The organism is Psychromonas sp. (genome assembly GCF_983033635.1).
In genome coordinates this window covers 1-22,463 of the sequence record NZ_CEZLMY010000051.1, presented here as the reverse complement: position 1 = coordinate 22,463, position 22,463 = coordinate 1, and the positions used below count along the sequence as shown (strand labels likewise).

The following is a 22,463-nucleotide window of genomic DNA, read 5'->3' as shown; positions in this document are numbered from 1 at the left end:
TTTATAGGTGGTGCAAACCACATATTTGATAATTTATATTATGGATTCTTACCTTATAAGTACGCGCCGCTTTGGGTTAATATTTATTGGACATCTTTGGCTGTTATGGATCTTCTAGCTGTTTATTTGCTTGTGAAGTATCGTAAAGCAGGCTTGGTATTAACCCTAGTTATTATGTTTAGTGATGTCGCAATTAATTCGACTGTTGGCTCTTCAATTGAAGTTATTTTGGCTGGTATGAATTTACAGCTTCAAACGTTATTTTTAGGCTTTTGTATCGGTTCATCTGGTTGGCTATGGCAATTAAAGGCTAAGTCTAACGTGGCAAATATTACCTAACAAACGCATGCACAGCGACAATTAAAAGTCGGCCTGTTTTTTGCGGAAAACAAGACTGCAAAAAAGCAGTCCAACTTTCAATTGCTCGTGATGCGGGCGTTAAATTTCAGTGTTACCCAAAAATTATACTGTAGGGTTTATTAATATGAATATTGAAGAAGCCAGAAGTTTATTACTTTTTGAGGGAAGCGCTCCTAATGGAATTGTTGTTGCCACTAGAGTGTTTGAGTTTCCTAACGTTCTGCGAATCGAAGTACTTAGCGAGGCATTGGAACAAATATTTATACACTATAGAGAAATCGATCAAATAGAGAAAAATATTGCTAATGCACTTTTTGCAGTATCATTTCATGTGCAATCAAATATTGAAGCTGCGATCGAGCAACAAATTGAAGTTCCAGAACGGTTTTTGGAGGAAATTCTCATAGTGTATATCTTGGTGGAAAGTATATTTGAAAACAAGTGGTTAGTAAGCGACAACGAGCCAAACTTAACAAGTGCAAGCAATCGGACATTTTAGTCTTGTCGCGGTTTTTGCAAAAAACAAAAAGCCAGCAAAAACAGCACCAATCCAAAATGCCGTTGTTGCAGGCGTTACATGCCAAGGTGAATATATGCGTTATATCGTTCTAATATCGCTTTTATTATCAGTACCAGCTTTAGCTGGAGTAGATCTTGTTAAAGTAGATAAATCTGAAAATAAAATGTATTTACTTGATAACGGTAAAGTAATTAAAGAATATCATGTTGCTTTTGGTGCTAATCCTAAAGGGCATAAGCAACAAGAAGGTGATGAAAAAACACCTGAAGGGGCTTATACATTGGATTCTAAAAAAGAAGATTCATCTTTTTATAGGGCAATGCATATCTCTTACCCCAACAGTGCAGACCTTGCGAATGCAGAGTCCAATGATGTATCGGCAGGTGGATTTATTATGGTTCATGGTCAGCGTAATTGGTTGAGTTGGTTTTCACCGATTTCGCAGAAGTTTAATTGGACAAATGGTTGCATTGCACTGACAAATTCAGAAATGGATGAGTTTATGAAATTGATTAATGTCGGCACTGCAATTTACATCGAGTGGTAGGCATGTAACAAGGCAAAGCACCAGACGCATTACGGCTGTCGCGGTTTTTGCTAAAACAAAAAAGCTGGCAAAAATAGCGCCAACCTACGCGCGGGTGTTTGCGGCGTTATAAGGCAATGCATATTTGGAGTTTCAAATGTCGAATATAGGATCAGTTCAGTATTCTAAAGGTGATAAAGTTGGTGAGTTAAAAGCTGTCTGGATTCATTCCGATTATGGAAACGGGACTGGTTCGGCTACTGGAAGTCTAAGCGCAAAGTTTGAAGGTAAATATGAAATTAAGTATTTTGATAATAATGGTTCATTTTTAACTGTTCTGGAGTTAGAAATTATTAAGAATGACCAACGCTATGATTTATCGTGGAGTAAAAATGGTGTAGTCACCAGTATTGGAATCGGAGTAGCAAATTCTGGTTTATTATCAGCAGGTTACTATGACGTATAAGCCTTATAACAAGGCATTTAAACGGAACACGATACAGTTGTCGCGGTTTTTGCTAAAAGAAAAAGCAGCAAAAAAAGCACCAACTTACTCGCCGGTGAACGCGGCGTTATCAAAACGCTCGCTTATAAATAAAATAAGGTTTTTATTGTCCATCGTCATGACAGTGAAGCTAAAGAAAAAACAGCAAGGGTTATTGAAAATATCTGCTTTGAAACTATTATTATTTATGAACAAGTCAGTAGTAGTCGAACAATTGTAGAGAAAATTGAAGATTATTTTGACGAAACATATTTTGCAATTGCGGCATATATTCCAGATTATATGGAAAATGTGTGCGTTGGTTATAAAATCTATTTCAATAAACTTTATCAATAATGGTTGTTTTTTAAACAAAAGGAGATAAACGCTCACGAGAAATGAAACTATTCATAATATTGCTATTAAATGAAATAGCATGCAGCAAAAGAATTAAGGTGAAGCATCACATTTTGCAGTCTTTTATGATGATTACAGTGATTATTTTAAAGTGGGATGTTTGTAACGCACACCTTATTCTAGAGGTTACATTTAATAATTGATTTAAGGAGGAAGTAAATGAAACATCTTTTTATAGCTTTTATTCTCCTAAATACCATCGGTTGTTCATCTTTGGTTAGTGATGGTGCGGATATTGGTGCTCAGCATAATTTTGAAGATGTTAATATGGCAAGCCTAATGTCGAATTCATCAGATGATTACGATGATTACGATGATTACGATGATTACGATGATTTCGATGATTACGATGATTACGATGATTTCGATGATTACGATGGTTTCTATAATAACGATTAATATCAACAAATAAGGATAGGTGTCGCGCAGCCGGCACCTTATAACAAGCCCGGCTCTGCTTATTTATCGTAAATTATAATGGCCAATAAAAACCGGACACTTTCTTAGCGACTTTATTCTTATATTGAACCGGTGATAAATACCCATTAACTGAATGTGGGCGTTTACCGTGATAATAAGCAAGATAATCTAAAATAGTTAACTCTGCGAGACTGTAATAAAAACTGTGTAACTGCTCATTCTTTAAACTGCGGAAGAAACGCTCTGTTGGGGCATTATCCCTGCACTCACCTTTACCGCTCATACTGACGTCCATTTTCATGGTGCTAAGTAATTGCCTATATTCATAACTTGTATATTGGCTACCTCTGTCTGAATGATTTAGTAGTCCTGATGCAGGCTTTCTCTGCAAATAAGTCATGTTAAGTGCTGAACTGCATAATTCAGTTCGCATATTATCAGCAATAGACCAACCAACAATGCGGCGCGAATATAAGTCCATTACAACGGCTAGATACAGGAAGCCTTGATGCGTTGCGATATAGGTAATATCGGTTGTCCAATATCGATTAGCATTATCAACAGTGAATTGGCGGTTTAACTTATTCGGTTCAATTCGATTATTTTCAGTGAAGGAAGTGAAGAAAACCAGCTCCCTTTACATACGTCATATTTAACCTCGTTAACGTATCGGATGGTAAGCGGGTTAAACTTAATCGGACTTGTACTAAGCAAGCGATAGTGGCAGTCGTTTAATATTGTAAGATCATGATAAAGCATCTATATTAATTCAATTGAGTATTGGATTCGATAAGTTAATGCCCGCTTATTCTTGAACTACCCAAGTGTTAAAGTGATCGAACGATTCACTTAAGACAAAGAGTCCCTTGTTTATAAAGTTAGCCTCCAATTGTAAAGGATTATCATTATGACATTAAGAAGTTTATTTACGATCGCCTTCATCGCATCGACTGTTGTTCTGTCTGCATGCTCCAATAACCCAGCTGAAATCGATGCTCCCAACGCAACGTCAGAAGTAACGATGGACGTGAAAGCGGTGCCGTCTGAGTCAGCAGAAAAGCCTGCTTTTTCGGCCAGTATATCAATGGTAGTGACCTCAACGGTGGTTGCGATTGATCATGAAACTCGACTTGTAACCTTGAAAGATGCAGAGGGTAAGCCTGTCACCTTCACGGCTGGTGAAGAAGTTCGCAACTTGGATCAGGTGAATGCGGGTGATACTGTGACGGCTGAGTACGTGCAGAACTTTTCTCTCCGTGTGCTGGCGACTAAAAACCCTGAGGCCGCAGCGGGGGAAATAGCCGCTTGGGGTCGAGCTGAAGAGGGTGACATGCCCGGTATGGCCATTGTAGATACGAAAGTTGACGTATTTACGGTTGAAGAAATTAACCTTAAAGCCAATACATTCAAGTTGAAAGATGCTGACGGTACAGTCCTTGAATTTACTTCGCGTAATCCTGAAAACTTGAAAAAATCTGCTGTGGGTGATGTTGTTGTTTTGACTTACACCGAAGGGTTCGCTATTTCTGTTGAAGAGAAGCCCGCGAAATAAATTGTTAGTTTCATAAGGTGCATAGAAAACAAGAGCATCAGAGGCTCCATTTCCCCACCATCTTAACATTGGAAAGTAATACAAGGCCTGTAAATGAGTGTTAAATAAAAGAGTCATAACTCGGATGGGGGCAAGATAGCTTCTCACGCACACTTTTATCGAAAGTGAGCACCACTTTCGTGATGCTCGCTCAATCAGAACAGGTCGGGATGAGTATTGATGAGGTTGGTCAGTTGACCATCTTCATTAATCGTTAACTAATTTAATTAAAGATTCTCTGAGCAGCCCCTGATTTAGTTTTGCCCTTTACTTAGCAAAATCCAGTAGTGTTCTCCATCCCGTTTTAGTACCGCCTATTCATAGAAAATTTTGGCTATTGATTCCTTGTGACAACAGATATGTATCGAGAGCCTCTCTTCCCTCATCAAATCCCACAAACTTTATGCCGACTTGGTAATCGTGGTCTCTCTCACAGCGGACATAAACCACCTCACACTGAACCTTCACCGCAGCAAGTTGATCTGTGGTGCTAGGTAAGGAGAATTGGACTGAGCACGGCGTATGCTTTACTGCACAATCGAGGTTTGGGAGCAAGATGGCGACCGTCTGCCTACAACCTTCCAACCGCAGCCCTGAATGGGATAGGTTTGTGATTATAACCAGTACCTTGTCGTCACTGCCTGAAACAGCTTCTGCTGGAAGCTGGGTCTGAACCCTGGGGGCTTTGCGTAGATCGATTAAGGCCGGAATTTCAGTCAACCGGCTAGAATGTGTGTCTAATGCTTCTATCCAGAGATCACTCGTTTTTTCCGGGGTATATGTCATCGGTATGTATCCTTACATTCTAATCCCAGTAGCGCGGTTGATTGTGAGCGCCTCGGGTCTAATGTGAAACAACGGCATGGAGCCACATTTATCTCTGGTAATGAAGCGGAGGCAACTGCACACTTGTGCTATCGTACCCATTATTTATTTGTTTAGGGATTCCTGCGCAACAGCTACAGAGTATAGGAAGAATAAGCGCTATTTTTAATGTACGCAAACTCCTCTGCAAAATATTCACTTAACGCGCACATGGGCACTGACATTAGGGAATCCGGAAAATAGTAGGCTATGTTACATTTAGGTGTTGGTAAGTGATAAAGACGCTTTAATCCATATTTGTTCAATGTGATAATCGTTTTGTTTCATAAACCTAAACCAACTCAGATAACTCACAACATATGCCGTGACAGTGCCATTAAAACGTTTTAACCAAGTCTTCCAGCGCATCGTGTAATTGTTCAATGTTTGAATATGAAGTGGTTAAGTAAAATTGGGCACAAGTTTGTAGTGAAGTGGGGGCTAATACTACCCGAAAAGGTTTAAAAGCAATAACTTGGAGGGGATATTATCCATACAAGCAAATCAGCCGATTTTTTATTCGTTATAAAAACGCTCGCTTATATACTCAAGCTACCTGAATCTGCACCTTCAAGTAGTTTGGGGATAGTTGCAAATATTCCATTTTATAGCGGTAATATTTATCGCGTAAATTTAAAATTCTATGTTAGCATTTCGCTCAGTTTATTGGCTTCGATGATTATTAGGATTTGCGATGGAACAGTTTTTTACTCTGTATTTAAAACTCTTTTTTATGATGACCCCTTTCTTTGTGTTATCTGTTTTTCTGACCATGAGTAAGAACCTCAGTAAACCTGAAAAAAAGAGTGTTATTTTTAAATTGGCGATTGCAGTTACGGTCGCCAGTTTAGTGTTTTTACTGTTTGGTAAATATATCTTTAGCTTGTTTGGTATTACGCTTGATGCGTTTAAAGTTGGCGCTGGCACGGTACTGTTTTTAAGTGCGTTAGATATGATACGCGCTGATGCTCAATTACCTGCAACAGATTCAAAAAAAGGAGCTGACTTTGCCACAGGAGACTTTGCGATAGTACCGCTTGCTATTCCCAGTGCAGTTGGACCGGGCATGATAGGTATCCTGATGGTTATTGGCGCGGAGATGTCTGGGGTTGTTGATACTTTGTTAGTTGTTTTATCACTACTGGCTGCAGTTATATCCCTGGTCGGTGTTTTATTTGTCGCAAACAGATTACAACATTTAATGGGTAAACAAGGGTTGGTGATTTTAGCTAAAATCACGGGATTATTTGTTTCGGCAATTGGTGCGCAAATTATTTTTTCAGGGATAAAAGGTTTTCTACTTTAAAGAAGGTAGAGCTAACAGGGCTGTTAGCTCATAAATTTTTTTATTCCTGCTCAGACCAAACCGCGTATTCATTGCCGTTCGGATCTGTAAAATGAAAACGTACTCCGCCGGGGAAAGAAAAAATAGGTTTGATGATTAACCCGCCAGCTTGTTTAATTTTTTGTGCCGTCTCAGTTATATTACTGCTGTAAATAACAGCTAAAGCACTGCCATTTTTTGTGCTTGAATTTAAGGGGGAAAGGTAAAATCCACCGTTTATTCCCGCCCCAAAAAACACAGAATATTCAGGGCCGTAATCGTTAAACTGCCAGTTAAAAACTTGGCTGAAAAAAGATTTTGTTTTCAGCAGATCTTTGCTTGGGAATTCTAAATAGTTTATTTTTTCATGGGCAGACATAATTGCTCCTAACGTTTGATGTTTGATGTGTGTTGCTAAATTCCTTTGAATCTTTTTGCTATTTTTAAACTGAAATTATAATTGCAAGTGGATTAATTGCCTGTTTGACTTCACTCTTACTGTAAATGTGATTACGGTTATTACAGCGATTTAAACAGGTGTAAATATTTACGGCTAACCGTTAATTTTTCGCTGCTATTTTTGAGTGTTAATTCAAGCCGTCCGGTCACTGTTTTTTTACTATGCTCGATCTGTTTAATATTAACAATACTGCTGCGGTGAACTCGCCAAAATTGTTTACTATCCAGTTCCTTTTCTAATTCTGCTAAAGTTTTACGAATTAAAAAGGTTTCATCGCAAGTCACTACTTTTACATATTTCTGATCGCTGACAAAATAACAAACTTCATCTGTCTCTAATAAACGATTTACTAATCCTTTTTGTACGGGCAAAAGTTGTAAATGATTTTTTAAGTTTGCTGGCGATTCCTGCTCACCCTGTAAACTTTGTAAACGGCTTTGCAGACGTTTGATTGTGTCATTTAAACGATCACGGCACAGAGGCTTTACAAGATAATCACAAACATTAAATTGAAACGCTTGTAATGCATAATCCGGATAGGCTGTCACTAACACTATCAGCGTTGGTATATTTTTGGCGTCGCACTGTTGGGCAATCTCTATTCCGGTTTTATAGGGCATAGAGACATCTAAAAAAGCGATATCTAATTGCTCTTTTTCTAACAGGGAAAGCGCGCTCTTTCCATCGCCGCAAATCTCAACCAACTCTAATGTTGGCCATAATGTATTCAGTGCTTTTGCTAATACCTGTGCAAGTGGAGCTTCATCTTCAGCAATAATGGCGCGATAGTTTTTTTGGGGATTACAGCGGGATGTTAAGTTGCGCATTGACCCCCCCCAATTCATTTTCAGATAGTTTAAAAGCAGTTTGCTCTTTGTAGAGTTGCAAACGGGACCTGATATTATTTAAAGCAATACCGTTATTGCTTGAGTTTGTGCTGTTTAGGCCAACACCATTATCAGAGACTTCGATTAACAGCTGTTGATTATCCTGCCTGATATTTAAGGTAATAACACCTTGATTACCCTGCGGGGCAAGTCCATGAATAAGCGCATTTTCAATCAAAGGTTGAATCAGTAAAGGAGGAAGCGGGCTGTGTAATAGCTGCTTATCTATATTTTGTTTAAATTGAATCTTAGGAAAGCGGGTTTGTTGAATACCCATATAAGCATTAATCAGGTCAACTTCATTTTTAATTAAACCCTCGCTGCTTTGTGTGGTTCTTAAACTGTGACGTAAAAAAACGCTGTAGTTTTGCAAAAGAGCTTTAGCTTTATCTGGTGAATCATCAATATAGGCATCAATATTTGCTAAGGTATTAAACAGAAAATGCGGATTTATCTGTGCTTGTAACAGTAATAATTTACTCTCTAACAGTTGCTGGTCACTGATATCTCTTTTTTGCTTCTCTTCTTGGAGTGATACGCTTGCTAGCTTATTTGCATAGCGGTAATGAAAAACTAACAGCGCAGGTAAACTGACGATTAAGATTAAAGCATACAGCTCTGAAAAAGTGCTGTATTGATGTAAAAAGTTCATACCGATTAAAGTTGCAATTAAAACCGGGAAGGGTAAAAAATAATATTGATATTTGAATGTTGTTATCATTTTCGGGAAAAGGATATTAGCGACCCCAAAAATAGTGACGATGGTTAAACCTATGCTTTGCGCTGCTAAAAATTGTGTAAGAAAAGTTGTTCCGGGAATAATCAGGTTATTAAAAGTAGCAATTAGAGTACTAATTACAAAAGTAATTTTAATTGACTGCACTACTTCCTGCAGCTCATCTTTGCTAATGGTTATATTTTCCATTGTAAACCTACTTGTAATCGATTTTGCCAGGGGATTTGTCTAAATTCTGTTTGTTCACTGCCCGATGTCATATCAAGCGTTAACCAATAGGCAATGTTATCGCCAGATAAATATTCGTATTTCAGTTGCGATACTGCACTTCTATCTAGTCCTATCAACGAGTTTACTGTGATTGTGTGATCTAAGAGCTGGTACTGGTATTGCACGAATAGGTATTGCTGCTGGTAACGCTGATGGTGTAAATCAATAATTGCTTGTTGGTAAGCTAATGTATTAAAGGTTTGTTGATTATCTTCTATTGGTAACGAAGGGGTGCTAATTTGCTGAAGAGTGTTTATCTCCGTCTCAGATAACTTTTCTTTTTGGTAAGACCATTCAATTAAAAACTGATTTTCCAGTCCAGACCAAACACTGCCCAGCGTTACGCTGGGCAACCAGGCATTCTCTCTTTGTGCAAAACTATCTTGCAGCGTGGAGTTATTGCTTAGCTGTGTTAACCATAAACTACCTTTGCGAATAAACGCACTGCCATGAAATTCCCAGCTTTCACCGCTAACGTAAGTGAATGTGGAGCCAACACCCGGGTTGGTATCCTGATATTGTTGCACTATAAAACTGCTTGAAAGTGCAGCAAAATCGCGCTGTATAATAACTGCCCATTGTGCTTTATCCTGATAGGTTATGTTTTGGCCTTCGAGGCTAAATACAGCACTACTGAAAAAGTCTTGTAACCAGATTGACGCACTAATCATGGTTAACCCTTCACTCGAGGCAAAGTCATCAAATGGGTTTGCAGAAGACTCAAAAAAAGCAACGCTTTGCAGGGCATAACCCGGATCAAGAGGCAGATTGAATTTACCGACCTGCCAGAGATCTTCTTCGTTTTCCAGAAAACTATGAGACCAGGACAGTTCAGTTAATTCAAACTGCCAGTCCGCGCTTAGATTATGGTCATTTTCCGCTTGATAGAGTTGGTTGTTTAGCCGCCATGCCAATACCAACTCCTGATAGTTATGATAGGCCATAAAGGTAGTTTCACTTAAGTAATCACCAGCTGCCTGCTGCTGATCATAAGTAAGCAACCGGCTTGCAAGCGTGTAATCGCTCTCTAGTTCTTGCCAATTAGGTAAATCTTGTGCAAATACAAGCTGAGCAGAAAAAAAACAATATACAATTAATTGAATTTTCATATTTATTTTTTAATAAACCCCTGACGCGTAAAGATACTTGCCTTATGCTGCTTTTTGGAAAAATTGCTGTTTTGCATAAGTGTATATTGATCTTTTTTATTGGGTTGTGTGAAAGTGGTTTGGTCAATAATTTGCGGTGAATCTGCTGAGTTATGGTATACAGCCTGTTTCATTAATTTACCGCTCGCTAAATAAAATCCAGCTTTAAGCGGACGAGATGAGAGGCTATCTAAGCACAGATTGATGGAACGATAAGTCGCAGATTTGCGGATTGCCTGTACAGTGAAGCAATGACTTTTTTGTTCGTTAACAACATGCTCTGTGACCTTACTTTTGTCCCATCGGTATTCATGCTGCCAGCTTAAAGATGAAACATCACCATAACTAGCTTGCCCCATCAAACGCTGCATAGGCGTAATGCGAATCGCTTTTCTGGTGCGCGGAATATATAGCCACATCGCACTCTCGGTAAGCAGTACTTTTTGTCCTTTACTGCGCTTGTCTAACATAGTGACACGTGAGTCGCCCGATTCGTTTAATTGTACAAAATATTTACTTGTTTCAACCTTACTGTCATTTTTATAAAGCGTCAGAGAAGTATTAAACTCTCCACTTGTAAAGGGTTGACGGTAACTATCGGCCTTGATTATCCACTCTTGGACTTGTGCTTCAGATACCTCTGTCGGATTGTCTTGAGCATTGGCTTGTACGGCAATAAGTGCCAGTAATATAAAGCGAATATAAAACATAGTGATCCCTTATTCTTTAATGATGATTTATCGCATCGATAATATTTTTTTTAAGCATTTTCCTTGCCGGTAACCAGGCTGCAATTGTGCAACTGATTATCATTGCAAGACTAATCACTGTTATGGCGTAAATATTCCAATTTAAAATAAGCGGATAACCGACGCTTCTTCCCGGTGGAGGAGGCATATCAAAGAGACTTATATTGATAAAGACAATCACCACTGTGGCGAGAACCGTGCCAAGTAAAGCACCGCATAAGCCCATAATCAGACCTTCTGTAGCAAACAGTTTACTGATTCGGCTGGTTGTAAATCCGTAAGCCCGTAATGTGCCGGACTCAGCTACTCGCTCCATAATAGCCATCACCATGGTATTGTTAACCGACATTAAAACGACCAGTAAAATAATGCATCCCATCACACCAAAGATATTCTTATATAGGGTTACCACATTGCTATAAAACGGGAATAATTCCAGCCAGCTTTTTTGTTCAATATTATTAAGTGCAGATGCAATTTTATTGAGTACTAAATCGGTGTTTTCGGTGTCATGCAGTGAAACAACTAAACGGTTAACCGTTTCAGAATCGCGTAATACTTTGGCGGCAGAAACGGGAATCATCACACTGCGTTGATCATACTCAGGAATACCGGAACGGTTAATACCAACTACTGTGACATCAATGGCATTGATACCTTGATAACTGGTACTTGCTAATAATGTAATTGAATCTCCCACTTTAACTTTTAAATCCCGGGCAAGAATTTCACCGATTACAGCGCTGTAAATTTGCTCCTGTGTTTCCGGATTTGTATTCGGAGTAATATTAGGTAAATTTCGGCCTTCGATAATCGGGGTAAATAGGGTTATTTTGCGCTCTTTGTTGATATTGACGCCTTTGCCAATTACCGCGATGGTAATATCGCCCGTTGATGCCAATCCTTCAAAAAGAATGCGCTCCGTGGTCAGTCTCACTTCAGGCATTGCTTCAATAGTCTGTTGCAGTTGTTTCTTTTTCTCTGCGCTAAAACCACCTTGGTCAATCTCTTTATCAATAAAAGCGTTAGGTAATGCAAGTTGGATATGACCGAGCCCCCCTTGAATAGTGCTTTCGCGTAATCCTTCAAAGGTTGCCAGTACATAACCTGAAGCAATGATTAATGAAAATGTGCCGAGTGCAATAATTGAAATTGCAATTATGGAGCGTCTTGTATTGCGCAAAACATTTAACCAGCTTAATTTTATCCATTTCATAGACAGCTCCCGGTATCGGTTAGTAATCCATCATTCAAGGTTATAGTGCGCTGGATATATTTTAATAAACGCTCGTCATGAGAGGAAAACAGTACTGTTAACCCCGACTGTTTGTTCATCTCTTTAAGCACTAACATCAACTGCTTTGTAGATTCACTATCAAGATTAGCGGTGGGTTCATCAGCAAGAAGAAGAAGGGGATCTGAGACTAATGCTCGCGCGACAGCGACACGTTGCTGCTGTCCGCCGGATAGTTGACCTGGTTTATGATTGATTCTATCTGTCAATCCTACTTTATTAAGTACTTCGATACTTTTTTCGCGACGTTGCCTGCTGTTTAAGTCAGTTAACAATAGTGGCATCTGCACATTTTCCAATGCTGTTAAAACAGGGTTCAAATTAAAGTTTTGAAATATAAAACCCATTTTTTCTGAGCGAAATTCCTGCAGTGAGGAAGCGTTTGTAAAGTTAACTTGCTGGCCAAACAGTTCAACTTCACCTGCACTTGGTTTATCAAGCGTACCGATAATATTTAACAGGGTACTTTTGCCACTGCCTGAATAACCATTAATCGCAACAAATTCGCCCTGCTTGATGGTTAGATTGATGCTCTTTAAGGCATTGATTGTCTGAGATCCTTGCACAAAATCTTTACTAAGGCCTTTCACTCGGATAACGGTTTCCATAATAGATCCTTGTTGAATTATATTATTGGCTATCTGTTTCCAATGTATTTAGGACTTGCTGTTGTAAAGGTCCTGAAAGACGGCTAAAAGAAGGGTGATTTTTGGCCTTGCCGAGGCTATCTAAACTTGCCTCTTTTTGCTGAAAAAGATCCGGTAATGCTACGCCTGTCAGGCCAAAGGTTAAATAACTACGCAAGCGTTCTGCGCTGTTTGCTGGATATTGCTGCTGCGCATTTAAGAAAGCTACTTCCATTTTATCAATACAAATATTCACAGCGCTCATTTTATTCCAGGGCATCCAAGCGTCGCGGCCGACAAAACAGTAACTACTGGCAGTATATAGCTGTGCCAGTGCATTCTCAGGGTGTAAGGCAAGATAGTCTGCAAAAGCACTTAAATTATCTTGCGCATCAAATTGTTGAAGTTTTGTTTGATGATACTGATTAATCAGCGTATCCCAGAGTTGATTGTTTTCCTTTGCGAAGCTTGCCGTATTAAGTATTAAAAAAAGGGGCAAGGCTGAAATAATTGTTTTAAAGCTATTAATTTTCACTTTTCACATCCTTGTTAGTTGTCGTTGATGTAAATAGTGTAGTTGCTGATACTTTAGTCCCGCAATCTATTTGCGATAAAGTGGATGAATAGGGGGGTGAAGTGGAAGAAAACGCAAGTGGTTTGATTTTAAAGGTGGATTATCAAAACAGAGATGTGAAATAGGTCTTAAATTTTAAAACTGTGCTGAAGACTCAGTATTTGCTGATTTGTAAAACTCGACTAACGACAAAACAGTGTCTATAATGGCGCGTCTTAAATTTCATAAATTAAATTAATTTAATAAGCTCATATAACAAAGTGAGTAGGGGAAAGTGAAAAATATTCATTTTAGCCCTTGTAATTGCTTTGTTCATCCCTATTTAATAGAGCAATGAGAGAACTTAAATTATTAACGTAAAAGATAAAGGAAATAAAATGCAAGTATCTGTTGAATCAACACAAGGTCTAGAGCGCACGCTTACTATTACTGTTGCTGCTGACGTATTTGAAAAAGAGTATGATGGTCGTATCCGTCATTTATCTAAAACACAACGTGTTGACGGCTTCCGCCCAGGTAAAGTACCTGCATCTGTTATTGCGAAACGTTTTGGTACAGCTATCGAGCAAGAAGTTGCTGGTGAAATTATGCAACGTCACTTTTTCGAAGCAGTAGTGGCTGAGAAATTAAACCCAGCTGGCGCACCACAAGTTGCACCAAAAGCGCGTACAAAAGGCGAAGATTTTGTATTCAATGCAACATTTGAAGTTTACCCTGAAGTAACACTAGGTTCTCTTGAAGAATTATCTGTTGAAAAAGAGTCTGCTGAAGTAACTGATGCTGACTTAGATAAAATGATTGAAACGTTACGTAAACAACACGCTACTTGGAACAGTGTTGAACGTGAAGCTGCAAACGATGATCAAGTAACACTTGATTTTGAAGGTTCAATCGACGGTGAAGTTTTTGAAGGCGGTAAAGCTGAAGCATTCCAAATCGTGCTAGGCAGTAACCGTATGATTCCTGGTTTTGAAGCTGGTATCGTAGGTAAAAAAGCAGGCGAAGAATTTACAATCGACGTAAACTTCCCTGAAGAGTACCATGCGGAAAACCTTAAAGGTAAAGCAGCACAATTTGCTATCAAATTAAACACAGTTGAAGAGCAAGTTCTTCCTGAAATTACACCTGAATTTATTCAAAAATTTGGTGTGGAAAATGGTGAGCTAGAAAGCTTAAAAACTGATGTTAAACAGAACATGCTGCGTGAACTTGAGCAGGTACTTAAAAACACTGCAAAAGATAAAGTATTAACAGCATTAGTTGAAAGTAATGAAATTGCAGTACCGAAAGCATTAGTTGAAGGTGAAGTTAACGTTTTACGTAAACAAGCAATGGAACGTTACGGTCAACAAATGGATCCTAAAAACTTGCCTGAATTACCAGCTGAACTTTTCACAGAACAAGCTGAAAAACGTGTTAAAGTTGGTCTGTTATTAGGTGAAGTTATCAAAGTGAACGAATTAAAAGTTGACCAAGATAAAGTAACTGCATTAATCGAATCTGCAGCATCTGCTTACGAAAATCCAACTGAAGTTATTGAATACTACAAAAATAACAAAGAAATGATGCAAAATATGGAAAATGTTGCATTAGAAGAGCAAGCTGTTGATTTTATCATTGAAAAAGCTAAAGTAACCGATGTGAACAAATCGTTCGATGACGTTATGAATAAAACAGTTGCTTAATAGTTTAAATTCTATTAAAACAATTGCTTAGATTTCAATGGCTCGTGTGATTTCACTCGGGCCATTTTCACATTTAGTGCATTAATATTATAAAAATCATTTATTAGGATAGAACATGTCAAATCCATTTGCTGGAAACACTGATCCAATCACTAACGCGCTTATTCCTATGGTTGTGGAACAAACAGCAAAAGGTGAGCGTTCTTATGATATTTATTCTCGTTTATTAAAAGAGCGAGTTATTTTTTTGACGGGGCAAGTAGAAGATCAGATGGCTAATGTGATTGCTGCACAGCTTCTGTTTTTGGAATCAGAAAGCCCGGAAAAAGATATCTTCATTTACATTAACTCACCAGGTGGCTCAATCAGTGCGGGTATGGCGATTTACGATACCATGCAGTTTATTAAACCAGATGTAAGCACTGTCTGTATGGGCATGGCTGCAAGCATGGGCGCATTTTTATTAGCAAGTGGCGCACCTGGTAAACGTCATTGTTTACCAAATGCAAAAGTGATGATTCATCAGCCGTTAGGCGGATTCCAAGGTCAGGCATCCGATTTCGAGATTCATGCCAAAGAGATTATTGCGACTAAGCAGCGTATGAATGAGTTATTAGCATTTCATACTGGTAAAGATGTCGAATTAGTTGCAAAAGATACAGATCGTGATAATTTTATGCGTGCAGATGAAGCGGTTGAATACGGCATTGTTGATTCAGTGTTAACAAAACGCTCATAATTAAAGGAATAAAAATGTCAGATAAACACGACGGTAAAGGTGATAGCAACAGCCTACTTTATTGTTCTTTTTGTGGAAAAAGCCAGCATGAAGTTAAAAAACTGATTGCAGGCCCTTCAGTTTATATTTGTAACGAATGTGTCGATCTTTGTGATGATATTATTAAAGAAGAGATTGCTGAAATAAGCAGTTCCACTGAATCAGAAAATAGCGATAAAAGATTACCAACACCGCATGAAATTCGAGCCAATTTAGACGAATATGTAATTGGTCAAGATACGGCTAAGAAAGTATTAGCAGTCGCGGTATATAACCACTATAAACGTCTAAAACATGGCGATGTTGCTAATGGTGTAGAGTTAAGTAAAAGTAATATTCTGTTAATCGGTCCGACCGGTAGTGGTAAAACATTATTGGCTGAAACAATGGCGCGTTTATTAGACGTACCTTTTACGATGGCAGATGCAACAACATTAACCGAAGCGGGTTATGTTGGTGAAGATGTTGAAAATATCATTCAGAAACTACTGCAAAAATGTGATTACGATCCTGAAAAGGCGCAACGCGGTATTATCTATATTGATGAAATCGATAAGATCACTCGAAAATCAGAAAATCCATCTATCACTCGTGATGTATCAGGTGAAGGTGTGCAGCAAGCATTACTTAAGCTGATTGAAGGTACGGTTGCTTCAATTCCACCACAAGGTGGTCGTAAACATCCTAACCAGGAGTTTATCCAGGTTGATACCTCTAAAATCTTGTTTATTTGTGGTGGTGCGTTCTCTGGTTTAGATTCTATTATCGAGCAACGTGTTGACACTGGCGCTGGTATCGGTTTTGGTGCAACAGTGCGTGATAAAGATTCAAAAGCGACACTAAGTGAAACCTTCAAAAAGGTTGAACCACAAGATTTAACAAAATATGGTTTAATTCCTGAATTTATCGGGCGTTTACCCGTTCTTGCCACATTAACCGAACTTGATGAGCAAGCATTAGTTGAAATATTAACGGCACCTAAAAATGCTATTACTAAACAATATGCGGCTCTATTTGGTTTAGAAGATGTAGAACTTGAGTTCAGAGAAGATGCATTAATCGCGATTGCGAAAAAAGCGATGCAGCGTAAAACTGGTGCACGTGGTTTGCGTTCAATCGTTGAGTCTGTGCTATTGGAGACAATGTACGACTTACCATCGGTTGAGAATGTCAGCAAAGTTGTGGTAGATGAAAATGTTATTAAAGGTGAATCGCAACCATTAATGATCTATTGTGATGACCAGGCTAAGCTGGTTTCGTCTGATAAATAAGCAGTTAAGCAGTTAATTGTTAAGAAAGGGAGCTTTATGCTCCCTTTTTTCATTTATGACCTTGAAAAATATCATACAATCCCCAGTATTACTCTTCACGCTTTTTTAAAATTTACCTGTTTTGAAAACGTTAAAAACAGGTAACTGGGGATATTATGAAAACTGAATCAGAGCTGCAATTAACCCTGCCAGTCTTACCTTTACGCGATGTCGTGGTATATCCGCATATGGTAATTCCACTGTTTGTCGGTAGAAAAAAATCTATCAATTGTTTAGAAGCTGCTATGGAGCAGGGTAAAAAAGTATTATTAGTGGCACAAACTGAAGCCTCGTTAGATGATCCTAAAATGGACGACCTGTATAACGTAGGTACAGTTGCAAATATTCTGCAATTACTGAAATTACCAGATGGCACTGTAAAAGTATTAGTTGAAGGTGTGCAACGTGCACAGCTAGTAAATGATATTGAAAATGAAGAGTATTTTTTTGCGGAAGTTGAATTGCTGGAAAGTGAAGCAATTGATGAACAAGAGGAAGAAGCCCTGTTACGCAGCGTAATGGGCCAGTTTGAGTCATACATCAAGCTTAATAAAAAGATCCCGCCTGAAGTATTAGCCTCTGTTAATGGTATTGATGAAGCTGAACGTTTAGCCGATACCATCGCCGCTCATATGCCATTAAACCTGGAAGATAAACAAACTGCATTGGAGCTTACTTCGATCACTGAGCGCTTTGAATTTCTGATGGCGATGATGGAAAGCGAAGAAGATATTCTAAAAGTTGAAAAACGCATCCGTTCGCGCGTTAAAAAACAGATGGAACGCAGCCAACGTGATTATTATCTAAATGAGCAGATGAAAGCGATCCAAAAAGAGTTAGGTGAATCTGAAGATGGCCAAAATGACCATGATCAGCTTGCGGATAAAATTGAAACAGCCGGCATGTCTAGCGAGGCAAAAGAGAAAGCAATTTCTGAGCTGAAAAAATTAAAAATGATGTCTCCGATGTCATCAGAAGCAAGTGTTATCCGCACATATATTGAAAGCTTACTGAATGTACCTTGGAAAAAACGCTCCCCTGTTAAAAAGAATATTGCTAAAGCACAAGAAATATTAGATGCCGATCATTATGGTTTAGAAAAAGTAAAAGAGCGCATTTTAGAATACCTCGCGGTGCAAACGCGTATTAATAAATTAAAAGGGCCTATTTTGTGTTTAGTTGGTCCTCCAGGTGTAGGTAAAACTTCATTGGGTCAATCTATTGCTCGTTCAACAGGGCGCAAATATGTGCGTATGGCATTAGGTGGCGTACGTGATGAAGCAGAAATTCGTGGTCATCGCCGTACTTATATCGGTTCATTACCGGGTAAGATTATTCAAAAAATGAGTAAAGTAGGGGTGAAAAATCCGCTTTTTTTACTTGATGAAATTGACAAGATGGCATCGGATATGCGTGGCGATCCAGCTTCTGCACTGCTTGAAGTGCTAGATCCTGAGCAAAATAACACCTTTAATGATCATTACCTCGAAGTTGATTACGATCTGTCCGATGTGATGTTTGTTGCCACTTCAAACTCTATGAATATACCGGGCCCACTGCTTGATCGTATGGAAGTGATTCGTTTATCGGGTTATACCGAAGATGAAAAAATGAATATCGCCAAACAGCATTTAACCGGTAAACAAGTAAAACGTAATGGTCTGAATGACGGTGAAATCAGCATTGATGATAGCGCGGTTATTGGTATTGTTCGTTATTATACACGTGAAGCCGGGGTACGTGGATTAGAGAGAGAGATCTCGAAAATTTGTCGTAAAGTTGTAAAACAAATTTTATTGGATAAAAAGCTCAAAAAAGTGGATGTCACCATAGATAACTTAAAAGATTATTTAGGTGTGCGTCGTTACGATTTTGGTAAAGCTGATTCAACTAATCAAGTTGGGCAAGTAACAGGTCTTGCTTGGACCGAAGTCGGTGGTGAACTATTAACGATTGAAGCGACTTCTGTACCTGGTAAAGGGAAATTAACTTATACCGGCTCTCTGGGTGATGTTATGAAAGAGTCGATTCAGGCTGCCATGACTGTGGTTCGATCGAAATCTGAGCAGTGGCGAATTAATGCAGATTTTCATGAAAAACGCGATATTCATGTTCATGTTCCAGAAGGTGCCACACCAAAAGATGGTCCAAGTGCAGGCGCTGCAATGTGTACGGTATTAATTTCCAGTTTAACAGGTATTCCTGTACGCGCAGATGTGGCAATGACAGGGGAAATTACTTTACGTGGCGAAATATTGCCAATTGGTGGTTTAAAAGAGAAGTTATTAGCGGCAAGGCGCGGTGGTATAAAAACGGTATTAATTCCATTTGAGAACACACGAGATCTGGAAGATATTCCGGACAATATAAAAGATCAGCTGGAAATTAAACCGGTTCGTTGGATTGATGAGGTTTTAGAAATCGCATTACAAGAAAGTCTAAAAGGCTTTTCAGTGGAAAAAGAACAAAAATAGGTGATAAACCGCATAAAACAGGGGCTTCTTGCAGAGTTTTTTATAAATTTACTTGCACCAGTTTAAATAGCAACGTAGCCTAACGAGCAGTGTATTTCAACGTGTGTTTATCGCCTATATAAATATTAAGGTGAACACCGCAATTATAAAAATGGGGATAAAAAAATGAACAAAGGACAACTAATCGATAATATTTCTGAAAGTGCAGATATTTCTAAAGCGGCAGCTGGCCGTGCACTTGATGCATTTATTGATACTGTAACAAATGCATTAGTTGAAGGTGATAATGTTTCACTTATCGGTTTTGGTGCTTTTTCTGTGAAAGAACGTGCAGCACGTACTGGCCGTAATCCACAAACTGGTGGTGAGATCCAAATCGCCGCTGCTAAAGTACCTGCATTCAAAGCGGGTAAATCATTAAAAGATGCAATCAACGCTTAATCTGTTGTTTGTATAATAATGAATTAAGCGCGTCATATGATGCGCTTTTTTGTTTAAAGTTTCTCAGAGAAGAATAGTTATGTTAGATAAAATGCGCGAAGGCTCACAAGGGGTTGCAGCTAAAATTGTATTAACTGTAATCATCCTATCTTTTGCCTTAGCAGGCGTGAGCAGTTATTTAGGTGGCGGAAGTGCCTCTGTTGCTGTGATGGTTAATGATGAAGAGATTAGCCAGGCAAGTGTTGAGCAAGCTTATAAAAATGAACGTGCGCGCTTACAACAACAATATGGTGAACAGTTCGATATTCTTGCATCAAACCCTAATTTTGCGCAGCAGGTTAGAGCACAAGCGACACAAACACTAATTTCCGAGTCTTTAATCTCGCAGGCAATCAGTGAGATGGGGTTACGTGTCGGTGACGAGCAAGTTAAAAATGAAATTCGTAAAATGGCAGAGTTTCAAGTTGAGGGTCAATTCAATAACGAACAATACTTATCATTATTACGCCGTGCTACTTACACACCTGCTCAATTCAGTGCTGGCTTAAAGCAAGATTTAGCACGTCGTCAATTATTACAAATGTTAGTAGGTAGCGAATTTGTTTTACCTGATGAAGTTGATGCAGCTAACCAATTACAAGCACAAAAACGTGTTGCAAAAGTATTAACAGTAAGCGCAGCTGATTTTGAAAATGGCGGTCAAATAAGTAATGATGAAATAAAAGCTTACTATGACAATAACAGTCAGTTATTCCAATATCCTGAGCAAGTAAGTGTTGATTACGTTTTATTAGATGCTGCAACTCTCGCTTCTCAAGTGAGTGTTAATCAAGCAGATATCGAAACCTACTACGATAATCACCAATCTGATTACCAACGGACTGAGCGTCGTAAAGTAGCGCATATTTTAGTGCAGGGTGATACAGATGTTTCTAAACAGAAAGCAGCTGCTATCTTGGCCGAGCTTGAAAGTGGTGCAGATTTTGCGCAGCTTGTGACAGAAAAATCTGATGATGCTTTTTCAGCTAAAAACAAAGGTGAATTAGACTGGTTTGAGCGCGGAGTGATGGATCCGGCATTTGATGATGCTGCATTTTTACTGACAAAAGAAGCGCCTTTATCTGGACTGGTTAAATCCCAATTTGGTTATCACATCATTAAATTAGTTGATGTTAAAGCAAGCAAAACATTGCCACTTGCTGACGTGCAGAAACAAGTTGAAAATGCACTGCAAAAAGAGAAAATGAATGAGCTTTATTACGAACTGCAGCAACGTTTAAGTGAAGTTGCTTTTGAGTCTCCGGATAACTTAGATGAAGCTGCCGGTGTGGTTGATAGTAAAGTATCACATACTGAGCTATTTACTGCAGAGAAAGCACCTGAGTTGTTAGCTGATAAAGCACTTCTAAATACAGTATTTGATATCAACTTCCGTGAAGAGGGTATGAACTCTGAGGTGATTGAAATTTCAGAAACTAAAGCGATTGTAGTACGTGTTAATGATTACAAAGCGGCTTCGACACAACCACTAACTGAAGTTTCTGATTTAATTGCATCGCAACTTAAAGCTGAAAAATCACGTACAGAAGCACAAGCCTTTGCCAAGTCAATAACCGACAAATTAAATGCTCAAGAGTCAATTTCCGCTCAACTGGCTGAAAAAAATATCGAGTTTAGTAGCGATTTAACATTTGAGCGTTATAACCGTGATTATGATTACCAAGTGGTGCAAAAGGTGTTCAAATTAGCAAAACCAACTGCGCAGCAAGTAACGCGTGATTGGGTAACAACCAGCACGGGTGATTATGCGGTGATTGAACTATCTGAAGTGATCGAAATTGATCCTGCTGTTGCAGATAATGCGGCTAAAGAACAAGTTGCTAATATGTTGGCGCGTTCTACTTCCGAGGCGACGTACCAAGCATTAGTCACGCAGCTAATGGAAAATGCTGATATTAAATATCCAGTTACCAACTAATTGAATATTTAAAACAGTTTATCAAGGCGACTAATACAGTCGCCTTTTTTGTACCCTGTAACTGTCTTATATGCTGGTATAAGGATTTGCTTATTCCTTATTTAGCAAAGGAATCGATAATAGGGCAACTTGATTCGGCATTACCATGGCACTGTTGAGTGATTTTTTTCAGTTTATCTAATAGTACTTGTTGTTGCTCGATACGAGCTTGTAACTCGTCTATTTTCTGCAAAGCTATGACTTTTACATCAGCGCTACTGCGAGTTTTATTCTCACATAACTGTAATAATGCTTTGCTCTCTTTCAAGTTAAAACCCGCATCTTTAGTACCTTTAATAAAATGCAGCTGCTTGATTAAATCTTCCGGGTAATAGCGGTAATCATTCTCGCCACGTGGTGGTGAGCTGATTAAACCTATCTCTTCATAATGACGAATCGACTTTACTGATAAGCCTGTTTCTTTGGCTGCTTGACTGATAGATAACATAAAAAGCACCTTGTTAAATTAAACTTTAAAACGTTTTAGTAATAATGAATTTGTTAATAC

The 22,463-nt window shown here is 38.7% G+C and carries 25 protein-coding genes; 14 read left to right on the top strand and 11 right to left on the bottom strand.

The features are described 5' to 3' along the window. From AC4GME_RS09030 to AC4GME_RS09005, 6 genes are all read left to right on the top strand, one after another. The coding region (locus AC4GME_RS09030) for a hypothetical protein (protein ID WP_490379259.1) at positions 1–339 on the top strand (339 nt) is incomplete at its 5' end. 145 nt (positions 340–484) lie between these two features. Continuing rightward, positions 485–859: a hypothetical protein gene (locus AC4GME_RS09025; RefSeq protein WP_490376609.1), complete on the top strand. Its 375-nt coding sequence runs from the start codon at positions 485–487 to the stop codon at positions 857–859. Continuing rightward, entirely contained in the window at positions 837–1,427 is a 591-nt protein-coding gene (locus tag AC4GME_RS09020) for a L,D-transpeptidase family protein (RefSeq protein ID WP_490376610.1), read from the top strand. The genes AC4GME_RS09025 and AC4GME_RS09020 overlap by 23 nt, the downstream gene beginning before the upstream one ends. Before the next feature lie 136 nt (positions 1,428–1,563). Further along, positions 1,564–1,872, top strand: a complete 309-nt coding sequence (locus AC4GME_RS09015; protein ID WP_490379258.1) for a hypothetical protein — start codon at positions 1,564–1,566, stop codon at positions 1,870–1,872. Between the two features lie 144 nt (positions 1,873–2,016). Then, on the top strand, positions 2,017–2,247 hold the full coding sequence (locus tag AC4GME_RS09010) for a TIR domain-containing protein (RefSeq protein ID WP_490376628.1): 231 nt from the start codon (positions 2,017–2,019) through the stop codon (positions 2,245–2,247). Between the two features lie 219 nt (positions 2,248–2,466). Next, a complete protein-coding gene (locus AC4GME_RS09005) occupies positions 2,467–2,706 on the top strand; it encodes a hypothetical protein (RefSeq protein WP_490376612.1) in 240 nt (79 codons plus the stop codon). A 73-nt stretch (positions 2,707–2,779) separates the two neighbouring features. Here the strand turns inward: AC4GME_RS09005 and AC4GME_RS09000 are convergent, their stop codons facing one another. Next, complete coding sequence (locus AC4GME_RS09000; protein ID WP_490379260.1) at positions 2,780–3,322, bottom strand: IS3 family transposase; 543 nt, start codon at positions 3,320–3,322, stop codon at positions 2,780–2,782. Positions 3,323–3,634: 312 nt separating this feature from the next. On the opposite strand from AC4GME_RS09000, the gene AC4GME_RS08995 reads away from it, so the two are divergent. Continuing rightward, a complete protein-coding gene (locus AC4GME_RS08995; protein ID WP_490376613.1) occupies positions 3,635–4,279 on the top strand; it encodes a hypothetical protein in 645 nt (214 codons plus the stop codon). Between the two features lie 357 nt (positions 4,280–4,636). On the opposite strand, the gene AC4GME_RS08990 is transcribed toward AC4GME_RS08995, so the two are convergent. After that, positions 4,637–5,104: a PilZ domain-containing protein gene (locus tag AC4GME_RS08990; RefSeq protein ID WP_490376614.1), complete on the bottom strand. Its 468-nt coding sequence runs from the start codon at positions 5,102–5,104 to the stop codon at positions 4,637–4,639. Positions 5,105–5,876: 772 nt separating this feature from the next. On the opposite strand from AC4GME_RS08990, the gene AC4GME_RS08985 reads away from it, so the two are divergent. Beyond that, on the top strand, positions 5,877–6,488 hold the full coding sequence (locus tag AC4GME_RS08985) for a MarC family protein (protein ID WP_490376615.1): 612 nt from the start codon (positions 5,877–5,879) through the stop codon (positions 6,486–6,488). A gap of 40 nt (positions 6,489–6,528) precedes the next feature. Here the strand turns inward: AC4GME_RS08985 and AC4GME_RS08980 are convergent, their stop codons facing one another. The 8 genes from AC4GME_RS08980 to AC4GME_RS08945 form a co-directional block, all read right to left on the bottom strand. Further along, positions 6,529–6,885: a VOC family protein gene (locus tag AC4GME_RS08980; RefSeq protein WP_490376616.1), complete on the bottom strand. Its 357-nt coding sequence runs from the start codon at positions 6,883–6,885 to the stop codon at positions 6,529–6,531. A 140-nt stretch (positions 6,886–7,025) separates the two neighbouring features. Next, positions 7,026–7,793 carry a LytR/AlgR family response regulator transcription factor gene (locus AC4GME_RS08975; RefSeq protein WP_490376617.1) on the bottom strand — a complete coding sequence of 256 codons (768 nt, stop codon included), beginning with the start codon at positions 7,791–7,793 and terminating at the stop codon, positions 7,026–7,028. Next, on the bottom strand, positions 7,768–8,778 hold the full coding sequence (locus AC4GME_RS08970) for a sensor histidine kinase (protein WP_490376618.1): 1,011 nt from the start codon (positions 8,776–8,778) through the stop codon (positions 7,768–7,770). The genes AC4GME_RS08975 and AC4GME_RS08970 overlap by 26 nt, the downstream gene beginning before the upstream one ends. Continuing rightward, complete coding sequence (locus AC4GME_RS08965; protein ID WP_490376619.1) at positions 8,766–9,968, bottom strand: hypothetical protein; 1,203 nt, start codon at positions 9,966–9,968, stop codon at positions 8,766–8,768. The genes AC4GME_RS08970 and AC4GME_RS08965 overlap by 13 nt, the downstream gene beginning before the upstream one ends. 2 nt (positions 9,969–9,970) lie before the next feature. Further along, on the bottom strand, positions 9,971–10,717 hold the full coding sequence (locus AC4GME_RS08960; protein WP_490376620.1) for an outer membrane lipoprotein-sorting protein: 747 nt from the start codon (positions 10,715–10,717) through the stop codon (positions 9,971–9,973). 16 nt (positions 10,718–10,733) lie between these two features. Further along, positions 10,734–11,972, bottom strand: coding sequence for an ABC transporter permease (locus tag AC4GME_RS08955; protein WP_490376621.1), 1,239 nt, complete (start codon positions 11,970–11,972; stop codon positions 10,734–10,736). Continuing rightward, positions 11,969–12,658 carry an ABC transporter ATP-binding protein gene (locus AC4GME_RS08950; RefSeq protein ID WP_490376622.1) on the bottom strand — a complete coding sequence of 230 codons (690 nt, stop codon included), beginning with the start codon at positions 12,656–12,658 and terminating at the stop codon, positions 11,969–11,971. The genes AC4GME_RS08955 and AC4GME_RS08950 overlap by 4 nt, the downstream gene beginning before the upstream one ends. Positions 12,659–12,680: 22 nt before the next feature. Then, positions 12,681–13,211: a hypothetical protein gene (locus AC4GME_RS08945; protein WP_490376623.1), complete on the bottom strand. Its 531-nt coding sequence runs from the start codon at positions 13,209–13,211 to the stop codon at positions 12,681–12,683. A 416-nt stretch (positions 13,212–13,627) separates the two neighbouring features. On the opposite strand from AC4GME_RS08945, the gene tig reads away from it, so the two are divergent. The 6 genes from tig to AC4GME_RS08915 all read left to right on the top strand — a co-directional run bounded on the left by tig (position 13,628) and on the right by AC4GME_RS08915 (position 21,916). After that, the gene (gene tig, locus AC4GME_RS08940; protein WP_490376624.1) at positions 13,628–14,935 is read left to right on the top strand and encodes a trigger factor; all 1,308 of its coding nucleotides are present in this window, start codon (positions 13,628–13,630) and stop codon (positions 14,933–14,935) included. A 115-nt stretch (positions 14,936–15,050) separates the two neighbouring features. Continuing rightward, on the top strand, positions 15,051–15,674 hold the full coding sequence (gene clpP, locus AC4GME_RS08935) for an ATP-dependent Clp endopeptidase proteolytic subunit ClpP (protein WP_490376625.1): 624 nt from the start codon (positions 15,051–15,053) through the stop codon (positions 15,672–15,674). A gap of 14 nt (positions 15,675–15,688) precedes the next feature. Then, complete coding sequence (clpX, locus tag AC4GME_RS08930) at positions 15,689–16,984, top strand: ATP-dependent protease ATP-binding subunit ClpX (protein WP_490376626.1); 1,296 nt, start codon at positions 15,689–15,691, stop codon at positions 16,982–16,984. A gap of 155 nt (positions 16,985–17,139) precedes the next feature. Further along, on the top strand, positions 17,140–19,497 hold the full coding sequence (gene lon, locus AC4GME_RS08925; protein ID WP_490379257.1) for an endopeptidase La: 2,358 nt from the start codon (positions 17,140–17,142) through the stop codon (positions 19,495–19,497). A 165-nt stretch (positions 19,498–19,662) separates the two neighbouring features. Next, on the top strand, positions 19,663–19,938 hold the full coding sequence (locus AC4GME_RS08920) for an HU family DNA-binding protein (protein ID WP_490376315.1): 276 nt from the start codon (positions 19,663–19,665) through the stop codon (positions 19,936–19,938). A gap of 79 nt (positions 19,939–20,017) precedes the next feature. Beyond that, on the top strand, positions 20,018–21,916 hold the full coding sequence (locus AC4GME_RS08915) for a SurA N-terminal domain-containing protein (RefSeq protein WP_490376314.1): 1,899 nt from the start codon (positions 20,018–20,020) through the stop codon (positions 21,914–21,916). A gap of 97 nt (positions 21,917–22,013) precedes the next feature. Here the strand turns inward: AC4GME_RS08915 and AC4GME_RS08910 are convergent, their stop codons facing one another. Beyond that, a complete protein-coding gene (locus AC4GME_RS08910; RefSeq protein WP_490376313.1) occupies positions 22,014–22,403 on the bottom strand; it encodes a MerR family transcriptional regulator in 390 nt (129 codons plus the stop codon). Between the last annotated feature and the right edge of the window lie 60 nt (positions 22,404–22,463).

Excerpts from the sequence above, each read along its gene's own strand:
- AC4GME_RS08980 (WP_490376616.1), bottom strand. The coding sequence starts at position 6,885 with ATGTCTGCCCATGAAAAAATAAACTATTTAGAATTCCCAAGCAAAGAT.
- AC4GME_RS08995 (WP_490376613.1), top strand. The coding sequence starts at position 3,635 with ATGACATTAAGAAGTTTATTTACGATCGCCTTCATCGCATCGACTGTT.
- AC4GME_RS09025 (WP_490376609.1), top strand. The coding sequence starts at position 485 with ATGAATATTGAAGAAGCCAGAAGTTTATTACTTTTTGAGGGAAGCGCT.
- lon (WP_490379257.1), top strand. The coding sequence starts at position 17,140 with ATGAAAACTGAATCAGAGCTGCAATTAACCCTGCCAGTCTTACCTTTA.
- AC4GME_RS08975 (WP_490376617.1), bottom strand. The coding sequence starts at position 7,793 with ATGCGCAACTTAACATCCCGCTGTAATCCCCAAAAAAACTATCGCGCC.
- AC4GME_RS08990 (WP_490376614.1), bottom strand. The coding sequence starts at position 5,104 with ATGACATATACCCCGGAAAAAACGAGTGATCTCTGGATAGAAGCATTA.
- AC4GME_RS08910 (WP_490376313.1), bottom strand. The coding sequence starts at position 22,403 with ATGTTATCTATCAGTCAAGCAGCCAAAGAAACAGGCTTATCAGTAAAG.
- AC4GME_RS08960 (WP_490376620.1), bottom strand. The coding sequence starts at position 10,717 with ATGTTTTATATTCGCTTTATATTACTGGCACTTATTGCCGTACAAGCC.
- AC4GME_RS08985 (WP_490376615.1), top strand. The coding sequence starts at position 5,877 with ATGGAACAGTTTTTTACTCTGTATTTAAAACTCTTTTTTATGATGACC.
- clpP (WP_490376625.1), top strand. The coding sequence starts at position 15,051 with ATGTCAAATCCATTTGCTGGAAACACTGATCCAATCACTAACGCGCTT.
- AC4GME_RS09015 (WP_490379258.1), top strand. The coding sequence starts at position 1,564 with ATGTCGAATATAGGATCAGTTCAGTATTCTAAAGGTGATAAAGTTGGT.
- clpX (WP_490376626.1), top strand. The coding sequence starts at position 15,689 with ATGTCAGATAAACACGACGGTAAAGGTGATAGCAACAGCCTACTTTAT.
- AC4GME_RS08950 (WP_490376622.1), bottom strand. The coding sequence starts at position 12,658 with ATGGAAACCGTTATCCGAGTGAAAGGCCTTAGTAAAGATTTTGTGCAA.
- AC4GME_RS08920 (WP_490376315.1), top strand. The coding sequence starts at position 19,663 with ATGAACAAAGGACAACTAATCGATAATATTTCTGAAAGTGCAGATATT.
- AC4GME_RS08965 (WP_490376619.1), bottom strand. The coding sequence starts at position 9,968 with ATGAAAATTCAATTAATTGTATATTGTTTTTTTTCTGCTCAGCTTGTA.
- AC4GME_RS09005 (WP_490376612.1), top strand. The coding sequence starts at position 2,467 with ATGAAACATCTTTTTATAGCTTTTATTCTCCTAAATACCATCGGTTGT.
- AC4GME_RS08915 (WP_490376314.1), top strand. The coding sequence starts at position 20,018 with ATGTTAGATAAAATGCGCGAAGGCTCACAAGGGGTTGCAGCTAAAATT.
- AC4GME_RS08970 (WP_490376618.1), bottom strand. The coding sequence starts at position 8,778 with ATGGAAAATATAACCATTAGCAAAGATGAGCTGCAGGAAGTAGTGCAG.
- AC4GME_RS08955 (WP_490376621.1), bottom strand. The coding sequence starts at position 11,972 with ATGAAATGGATAAAATTAAGCTGGTTAAATGTTTTGCGCAATACAAGA.
- tig (WP_490376624.1), top strand. The coding sequence starts at position 13,628 with ATGCAAGTATCTGTTGAATCAACACAAGGTCTAGAGCGCACGCTTACT.